Below are 2,287 nucleotides of genomic sequence, written 5' to 3'. Positions count from 1 at the left end.
GGATTGATGCGAAAGATTTGGATTGCATCATCTGCCTCGTCAATAATTTTTAGAACTTGGCTTTCATCCAGTGGTCCAGACCGACCAATGTTTTGATCATCATCATAGACAACTAATAAAATTTCATCGGAATTTATAAGAATTGGATTTTCCATAATTTTTCCTCCCTAACGCCTCTTGGCAATTGTTTGTGCGTGGCTTATGGATATATTAGTACATTATGCACTAAAGATAGTCAAGTACATAATGTACTATTTTTTTTAAAAAATAAAAAAAAGACGAATCACGGCACAATTTAGAGAATCAAAAATTTGCTGTTTACTGATAAAAATCAAGCAAACTTGCTTCAATCTGTTGATAGCAATCTAATCGATAACGTGAACAGAGAATCGTATTGTGTTTACATATCAAGAATAGTGCGCCGTACACGACCTATTATAGAGATAGCGCCTTCAAGTTTTGGAGCCTTTATTGTTTTGTCGTATGAAGCGGGCTGAAAAGGAGGATCATCATTAGGTCTGTATCGTTTATATGTCGCTTGTCCAGATTCATCTGCAATTACATAGCAGGCATTAGGCACAAGTTTTTTGTCTCGCATATTTACAAATATTATAGAATCTGGAGGGCTAATTTTATTCATAGATGCGCCATCTACACGTAAAGCAATCCATTCACCGGCAGGAAGATTAACAGCCTCTGTCATAGGATAATCTGAAAAATCCATTATCCCATCTTGCTCGCTTAGTTCTCCAGCGCTAATCCATGAAACGAGAGGAATACTTATATTGAGGTTAGGACTTTCTTGAGGAGACTCGCCATACAAAATCCACCCCGGATCTACATTAAATACTTGTCCATAGAGCTCGGCTATTTGGCGCGAAATACCACGATTTCCATTTTCGTGACTAATTAAGGTATTTTGATTAAGAGCTGGTACAGCGCGCGCAGCTTCGCTTGGTGTTGCATATCCAGCATTCTTACGCGCTATTTTAAGTCTATCTTTTGGCAAATAAGTCATTTGTACATTATCCACTATTTTTTTAATTCATTGTGTACGATTTTATCTTGATTAAAAGTTGTACGTAATGTACTATTTTTATCATGGTTAATGATTTTTATGTCAAAAGTTTGATTGAATCTTGGGGATCTATATGCCAATTTGCAAAAGAAATTGGTTGTAGCTATGAGGCTGCGCGTAAAATGCGTGATCGCAATAGTATTTCTCCAAAATACTGGAATATAATTATTCAGTTGTCTAAAGCTAAGGGTCTATCTTGGGTTACACTAGATTGGTTCCTACATAATTATGGGAGTAAATCCCATAGAGTTATTCGTCCAATGACAAAACGAAGAAAAGATACGCTTCATCTGGTGGAGAAAATTAGTACAGCAAATGCATCACAAACAGTAATATCTTCTCATAGTGCTGCTCATACAGAAAATAACAAACATCAACAGCACCATTCACATTCTTAAACAGGCAAAAATAAAGAGATCAAATTAATAACGCGTCACCATGCGCACGCATAAATACGCAACAGCCTTAAGGGGGGATTATGATCACTAATTTATATTTAATGAAAGAAGGGGGCGCGCATGTCTAATGGTATGCCATGGATAAGATTCCATTTGTATGACTGGATAAGTGGTACAGATGGAATGACGTTAGAGCAAAGGGGCGCTTATATGACGCTTCTCGTTCGCATGTACGATAAAAAAGCACCAATTAAAGAAGATTTTGAAACGCTTGCACGTGCTTGCAATTGTTCGCAGAAAAAATTTGCAGCTATTGTCGAATACTTAATGAGGAATGATAAACTTGTTGAGACAGATAATGGATTGTGGAATACGCGCGTTGAAGAAGAGCTGAACGATTTTGCTGATAAAAAAGAGCACATATCGCAAGTTCGTAGTGAGGCTGGTAAAAAAGGTGCACAAGCAAAAAATAATACAAAACAACATGTTAATAATTTTGCTGAAGCAAATGACAAGCAAAACGTTTTTTTGCTGAAGCAAACGCTAAGCAAAATCAAGCTATAAAGAACCAGAATAAGAATATATATAAAAAAACTAAAACTGACGTTTTAGCAAAAAAAGAAATTGGTTCTGAAAGTTTAGAAACAAACGAACAGGTTGACGAGCCAACAGAGGTTGCTGCTGTTGAGACCACATCAGAGCAAATCGAAACCTCATCAGACAACCAACCTCCCATTCACGAGCAAGAGAACGTTCCCAAAAAAGCAAAACGAGCGCAAGCTAATCGCGGTTGTCGATTGCCTGCGGATTT

At 37.1% G+C, this 2,287-nt stretch carries 2 protein-coding genes and 1 pseudogene; 2 read left to right on the top strand and 1 reads right to left on the bottom strand.

What is annotated here, in order from left to right:
• Nucleotides 1–400 precede the first annotated feature (400 nt).
• Nucleotides 401–1,018, bottom strand: a complete 618-nt coding sequence (locus ACFIKE_RS09675) for a S24 family peptidase (protein WP_375627036.1) — start codon at nt 1,016–1,018, stop codon at nt 401–403.
• 83 nt (nt 1,019–1,101) lie between these two features.
• Between ACFIKE_RS09675 and ACFIKE_RS09670 the strand changes: the two genes are divergently transcribed.
• Nucleotides 1,102–1,476 carry a hypothetical protein gene (locus ACFIKE_RS09670; protein WP_375649614.1) on the top strand — a complete coding sequence of 125 codons (375 nt, stop codon included), beginning with the start codon at nt 1,102–1,104 and terminating at the stop codon, nt 1,474–1,476.
• A gap of 120 nt (nt 1,477–1,596) precedes the next feature.
• Nucleotides 1,597–2,287, top strand: a pseudogene (locus ACFIKE_RS09665) (YdaU family protein); the annotation flags it as partial.

It is taken from the genome of Bartonella sp. MU70NMGDW, from assembly GCF_042194085.1.
Lineage (GTDB): Bacteria > Pseudomonadota > Alphaproteobacteria > Rhizobiales > Rhizobiaceae > Bartonella > Bartonella grahamii.
This window is presented reverse-complemented; position numbering and strand designations above follow the sequence as displayed.

What these genes read in the sequence shown, in the direction of transcription:
- ACFIKE_RS09675 (WP_375627036.1), bottom strand. Translation starts at nt 1,018, where the DNA reads ATGACTTATTTGCCAAAAGATAGACTTAAAATAGCGCGTAAGAATGCT.
- ACFIKE_RS09670 (WP_375649614.1), top strand. Translation starts at nt 1,102, where the DNA reads ATGGTTAATGATTTTTATGTCAAAAGTTTGATTGAATCTTGGGGATCT.